This is a genomic window from Frankia canadensis (assembly GCF_900197875.1).
Taxonomy (GTDB): Bacteria; Actinomycetota; Actinomycetes; order Frankiales; family Frankiaceae; genus Frankia; species Frankia canadensis.
In genome coordinates this window covers 1-5,625 of the sequence record NZ_FZMO01000239.1, presented here as the reverse complement: position 1 = coordinate 5,625, position 5,625 = coordinate 1, and the positions used below count along the sequence as shown (strand labels likewise).

5 protein-coding genes are annotated in these 5,625 nt (G+C 69.8%); 4 read left to right on the top strand and 1 reads right to left on the bottom strand.

Annotated features, from left to right (window positions below; all coding sequences use genetic code 11):
- The 4 genes from C1A33_RS18945 to darG all read left to right on the top strand — a co-directional run.
- Positions 1 to 671, top strand: a 671-nt coding sequence (locus C1A33_RS18945) for an RNA-guided endonuclease InsQ/TnpB family protein (protein WP_133150726.1), incomplete at its 5' end; no start/stop codon positions are given.
- Between the two features lie 585 nt (positions 672 to 1,256).
- The gene (locus C1A33_RS18940; protein WP_101832794.1) at positions 1,257 to 2,021 is read left to right on the top strand and encodes a polysaccharide deacetylase family protein; all 765 of its coding nucleotides are present in this window, start codon (positions 1,257 to 1,259) and stop codon (positions 2,019 to 2,021) included.
- An 82-nt stretch (positions 2,022 to 2,103) separates the two neighbouring features.
- Positions 2,104 to 2,373: a DarT ssDNA thymidine ADP-ribosyltransferase family protein gene (locus tag C1A33_RS18935; protein WP_115537979.1), complete on the top strand. Its 270-nt coding sequence runs from the start codon at positions 2,104 to 2,106 to the stop codon at positions 2,371 to 2,373.
- Between the two features lie 17 nt (positions 2,374 to 2,390).
- Positions 2,391 to 3,500, top strand: a complete 1,110-nt coding sequence (gene darG / locus C1A33_RS18930; protein WP_101832795.1) for a type II toxin-antitoxin system antitoxin DNA ADP-ribosyl glycohydrolase DarG — start codon at positions 2,391 to 2,393, stop codon at positions 3,498 to 3,500.
- An 85-nt stretch (positions 3,501 to 3,585) separates the two neighbouring features.
- Here the strand turns inward: darG and C1A33_RS18925 are convergent, their stop codons facing one another.
- Positions 3,586 to 5,160: an aldehyde dehydrogenase family protein gene (locus C1A33_RS18925; RefSeq protein ID WP_101832793.1), complete on the bottom strand. Its 1,575-nt coding sequence runs from the start codon at positions 5,158 to 5,160 to the stop codon at positions 3,586 to 3,588.
- Between the last annotated feature and the right edge of the window lie 465 nt (positions 5,161 to 5,625).

The window sequence follows — 5,625 nt, the reverse complement described above, 5'->3', positions numbered from 1 at the left end:
CCGGTACCGGCACCGTCGTCGGCGTCGACCGGGGTGTGAAGGTCTCGGCCGCCCTGTCGACCGGTGAGCTTCTGCACTGCCCCGGGCTGCGACCCGGCGAGGCCGCACGGCTGCAACGCCAGCTCGCCAGGGCCAGGCGGGGCGGTAACCGGCGCGCCCGGGTGAAAGTGCGGATCGCCCGGGTGAAAACGCGGGAAGCCGACCGGCGGAAGGACTGGATCGAAAAAACCTCCACCGGCCTGGCACGGCGGTACGATCTGATCCGTGTCGAGGATATAAACATCCTGGGTATGACCCGGTCGGCCCGGGGCACCGTGGAGATGCCGGGCCGCAACGTCCGGCGGAAAGCCGGGTTGAACCGGTCGATCCTCGGCTCCGGCTGGGGATGTCTGGTCCACCGTCTCGAACAGAAAGCCCCCGGCCGGGTCGAAAAGGTCCCGGCCTTCTACACGTCTCAGCGTTGCTCGGCCTGTGGGCATACGGCGCCTGGGAACCGCGAGAGCCAAGCGGTATTCCGGTGCGTCGCCTGCGGGCACACGGCCAACGCGGACGTCAACGCAGCAGTGAACATCGCCGCAGGACGTGCGGTGACCGCGCGGGGAGGCACGGCGTCGGCCGTGCCCGTGAACCGTGAACCTCAACACCGCGCACCCCCTCTGGTGGATGTGTAGGAGTTGGAATCCCCCGCCTTCAGCTTCAGACGAGGGAGGACGTCAAGAGGCCCTTCCGGACGGATCGGCGAATCAGTGGACCGGTGGACCGGTGGACCGGCGGGGTCAGTCGGACGCTCGTTCGTGGCGGCGCCGAGATGGAGGAGGAAGCAAGCTCGGAGAAAATGTATGCCGACTACGCCGCACATCACCGATTCCGGCATGCCGGAGCTGCGCGTCTTGCGGTGGATGCCTGGACGCTCCTGCGTGCGCTCCTCATTCACGCCCGGTGCGCTGCCCATGATCGTCCTGCCCCGGATGACGGCCAGGCGCCACCCGGGTGGAATCGTGATCTTCCCGGTCGTCGTCGTAGCGGATCGTGGCAGCGTGATGGCAACGTCGCGGCGGCCCGTGTCGCGCATTCGTGGACAAACCGGACACGAAGCGCGGAGTTCGCGACCCGGCGCCGCCTTCCCCCGCACGCGCTTCCCCTCCGCGGGAAATCGGCCTCCTCCTCGGCGTTCTGGTCGAGGCCGATCCAGGAGATGATCAGGACTTCCGGGGTGGCGGTCGGGCTGCCACCGCAGATGTGGCAGAGTTTGCGCTATGACGCGGTCCGTCACGACGCGCGGGAACGCCGGGGGCCGTCGCGCCGCGGGCGCGGCGGTGACGCTGGCCGCCACGGCCGGGCTCGGCTACGGCCTGCCGTCGCTGACCACGCTGCGCCGGCTGCGGCTGCGGGTGGCCCCGGGCCTGGCGGGCATCGGCGCGGCCGACCATGTCGCGCTCACCTTCGACGACGGGCCGGATCCGGCGTCGACGCCGCATTTCCTCGACGTGCTCGCCGAGCTCGAGGTGCGCGCCACCTTCTTCATGCTCGGCGGCCTGCTGGAGCGCTCCCCGGGCCTGGCCCGCGAGATGGTCGCCGCCGGCCACGAGCTCGCCGTGCATGGCTGGGACCATCGCCCGATGCTGCTGCGCGGCCCGCGATCAACCCACGACCAGCTCGCCCGCACCCGTGACCTCATCGCCGAGACCACCGGTCGCCTGCCCCGCTTCGTCCGCCCGCCGCACGGCGTCCTCTCCGCCGGCCTGCTGGTCGCGGCCCGCGGGCTGGAGCTGACTCCCGTGCTGTGGTCGGCGTGGGGCAAGGACTGGACCGCCGAGGCGACCCCGCGCAGCGTGCTGGCCACCCTCGCCCCCGACCTGCGCGGCGGCGCGACGGTCCTGCTGCACGACTGCGACTGCACCTCGGCCCCCGGCGCCTGGCGCAGCGCCCTGGGCGCTCTGCCCGAGCTCGCCGCCCGCTGCGACGACGCCGGCCTGCGCCTCGGCCCCCTCGCCGACCACGGCCTGTCCGACCCTCGCTGAGCCGGGTCCACCCTCAGGCTCTTTGCTGGGTGTCGTCATTTGGCTGCATAGCGCGGCATACCCTTACAGGTTCGTGCCTTGCGTGCTCGGGGCCGGTCGAAGAGATGACGGCGAGCTCGACGCGCTCGTCGACTGGGATCTGATGAGGGCGACGCACTGGGCGAAGAGCGACGACGAGCCCGACCGGCGGGAACGTCGGATGGCTGAGTGCCTCGTCCACGAACGGGTTCCCGCCGTTGCCTTCACGCAGATTGTGGTCCACTCGTTGACCCAGGCTCGGCGGGCCCGGGAGGTGCTCGCTACGGTGGGTGTGAGGGTCTCGACGGTGGTCAGACCAGGTTGGTACTTCTGAGGCATGGGATGACGGTCATGATCACGGAGGCGGCTGGCAATCTGCTCGACGCCGATGTCGATGCGCTGGTCAACACCGTCAACACCACCGGCGTGATGGGCAAGGGCATTGCGTTGCAGTTCCGCCGGGCGTATCCCGCGATGTTCGACGAGTACCAGGGCGCGGCCAAGGCAGGGCAGATCGAACTTGGTCGTGTGCAAGTCTGGCCGACGGGCGCGATGACAGGTCCCAGGTACGTGATCAACTTCCCGACCAAGGCCCATTGGAGATCCCGTTCCCGTCTCGCGGATGTGGAACGGGGCCTGGTCGACCTCGTCCGCGTGGCGCGTGAGCTCGGGATACGGTCGCTGGCCGTGCCCCCGCTGGGGTGTGGCCATGGCGGTCTGGACTGGGGCGAGGTCGAGCCGCGGATACGGGATGCCCTGGCGGCTCTTGATCCGGACGTTCTCGTTCTGTTGTACCCGCCTTCCGGACCTTCGGCGGCGGACCTGGCAACTACCCGGGCGAGACGGCCGCAGATGACGCCGGCCCGGGCGGTGGTGGTTCGACTGATCAACACATACGTCGAGTGTGCCTCCGGCGCGTCGCTCGTCGAGGTGCAGAAGCTGCTCTACTTCCTTCAGGTTGCGGGCGAGTCTCTGCGGCTGGACTTTCGCCGTGCGCAGCACGGGCCGTACGCGGACAACCTGAGCCACGCCTTGATCAGTCTTGAGGGCCACTACCTTGTCGGGTTCGCTGACGGTGGTGCGCGAGTCCAGGAGGCGGAGCCGATCCGTGTGGTGCCCGGCGCGGACGCGCTCGCGGCCGCGGTGTTGTCCGGTCACCCTGAGCGGACCAGGCGGCTGGGGCGCGTCCTCGATCTGATCGAAGGTTTCGAGTCCGCATATGGCCTGGAGCTTCTGGCCGGCGTGCACTGGACCGTCCAGGAGAACCCGGAGGTCCGCGAGGATCCGGTCCAAGCCGCGCGGCGTGTGCGTGCGCGGTCGCCGCGGAAGGGGCACATGTTCACGGACAGTCATGTGCGGGCTGCGTGGACGGCACTGTACGAACAGGGATGGCTTGCGTGGCCGGAGGCGGGCGCCGCGACCGAGCCGTACGCGGACGGCCCGGTCGCGAGCGCCGGCTAGGGGTGGCGCTGGCGATCGACGTCGCCGGCCGGCGACGAGCGGTCGTCTGGGCCAGGGCCCGACGGAGGTCGGATGTTGTGGGACGTCAGACCTCGGGGAAGAGGGAGTAGCTGGGGAAGTTGCCGACGAGGCGCTCGTTCGGGTCCGGGCCGACAGTGACGGCGCGGACCAGGTGGGCGCCGCCGACGAACGCGCCCTTCCACGACGCGCCGCGGCCGCCGAACGGTTCGTCCCGGTCGCCGCGGGAGCGAGGCTTGTTCACCCCGACCTTGAAGGCGGCGAGCTCACCGGACAGGCGCCCGGCGAGGGACTCGTCGTCGCAGGCCAGGGAGGCGACGAGCGCGCCGTTGGAGGCGTTCATCGCGGCGAGAAGTTCCGCCTCGGAGTCGACGATGACGATCGTGTCGACTGGGCCGAACGGCTCGGCGTGGTGCAGGGCGGACGACGCCGGCGGGTGCAGGATCGCCACCGGGGGCACGTAGGCGGCGGTGTCCTGATGGTCGAGGAACCGGCCGTCGGCGAGGTCGCCCCGGTAGAGCGGCACGCCGCCCTTGGCGATTGCCTCGTCGACCTTCGCGGCGAGCTCGGTGGCCTTGTCGGCGGTGATGACGGGGCCGTAGTCCAGCTCGGGCAGCGGGTCGTCATCGGCCTCGACGGCCAGCGGGTGCCCGAACCGCACCGACCGGACCACCGGCAGGTACATCTCGAGGAACTGGTCGAACAGCTGACGCTGGACCACATAGCGGGGGTAGGCCGTGCAGCGCTGCTTGCCGTACTCGAAGCCCTTCCTCAGGTGGGCGGCGAGCACGTCCCACTGGGAGAACTCCCAGATTCCCCAGGCGTTGAGGCCCTCCTGCTCGAGGAAGTGCCGCTTGCCGGTGTCGACCAGGGCGGCCGCGACCTGCCCACCCGCGGACCGGCCGCCGACGAACGCGAGGCAGCCGATCTCCGGCGCGCGCACCAGCGCACCCGACAGCCGCGACCCCGAGCCGGACACCAGTGACACGGGCAGGCCCTCGCGGCGGGCCAGCGCGCTGGCGAGCGTGAGGCAGGCGGCGCCGCCGTCGGTCGGCGTCTTGGCGATGGTGCCGTTGCCGGCGAGCATCTGGACGAGCATGGCGTGCATGAGCACGCTCATCGGGTAGTTCCAGCTCGCGATGTTGCTGACCGGGCCGGGCAGCGGGCCGCGGCCGTCGATCATCGTGTCGATGCCGTCCAGGTACCAGCGGACGCCGTCGAGGGCGCGGTCGACGTCGGTGAGGGCCAGCCGCCACGGCTTGCCGATCTCCCACACGAGCAGGAGGGCGAGCAGCTCACGGTGGGCGTCCATCGCGTCGACCGCCGCGCGCACACGCGCCTTGCGCTCGCTCAGGGCGACGTCACGCCACTCCTTGTGGTCATCGAGGGCCGCGCGGATCGCCTCGCGGGCCTCATCCTGCTCCATCATCGGCGGGCCGGCGATCGGCGTGCCGTCAATGGGCGACAGGCTGTGCAGAGGAGTGCCACTGCGGTGCCATTGCCCTCCCCAGAGATTACGGAGGCGGCCGTCCTCGTCGAACGCCTCCGGCGCGGTCTCCCGGCATCGGCTGAACGCTTCGGACCAGGTCGTACCCGGCTTGATGTGGAGTCGGGGGCGGGGGCTACTGGTGGGCGCGGTCATACAGATGAGATTGACGGGAGGACGGCGAACGCGCCACCAGTCGCCCGGTGCAATCCTCGCATCCGGTATTTGGATGGCCCTTGGATTACCACGTCGCCCTAATGACTGCTGGTCATTGGGGAACCGCCGCGCTTAGGAGATGCGGACATGATGCGTCCGATTTTCGGGGATCTGGCGGCGGATATCCGGAGTGTGGGCTCCGTGTGGTGCCCAGGGTGCCTGACCGGCCGAAACCGCTGCCGTTCCGCTGCCGTTGCTGATCTGCTGGGACGACGAAGCCGGCGATACGCGGTGGCAGCGGCGGGCCTACCGCGTACTATTTCCGGCATGTCGGATGCGTTATTGGGGGGAGACGCCGCCGTCGCCAGGGCGCTGTCACGACCTCGGGTATGTACTTCATCACGTAGAGTGAGCATTTTCAATGTTATTTTACGTGAATTGCGGGAATGTTCCGTCGCGCGCGTT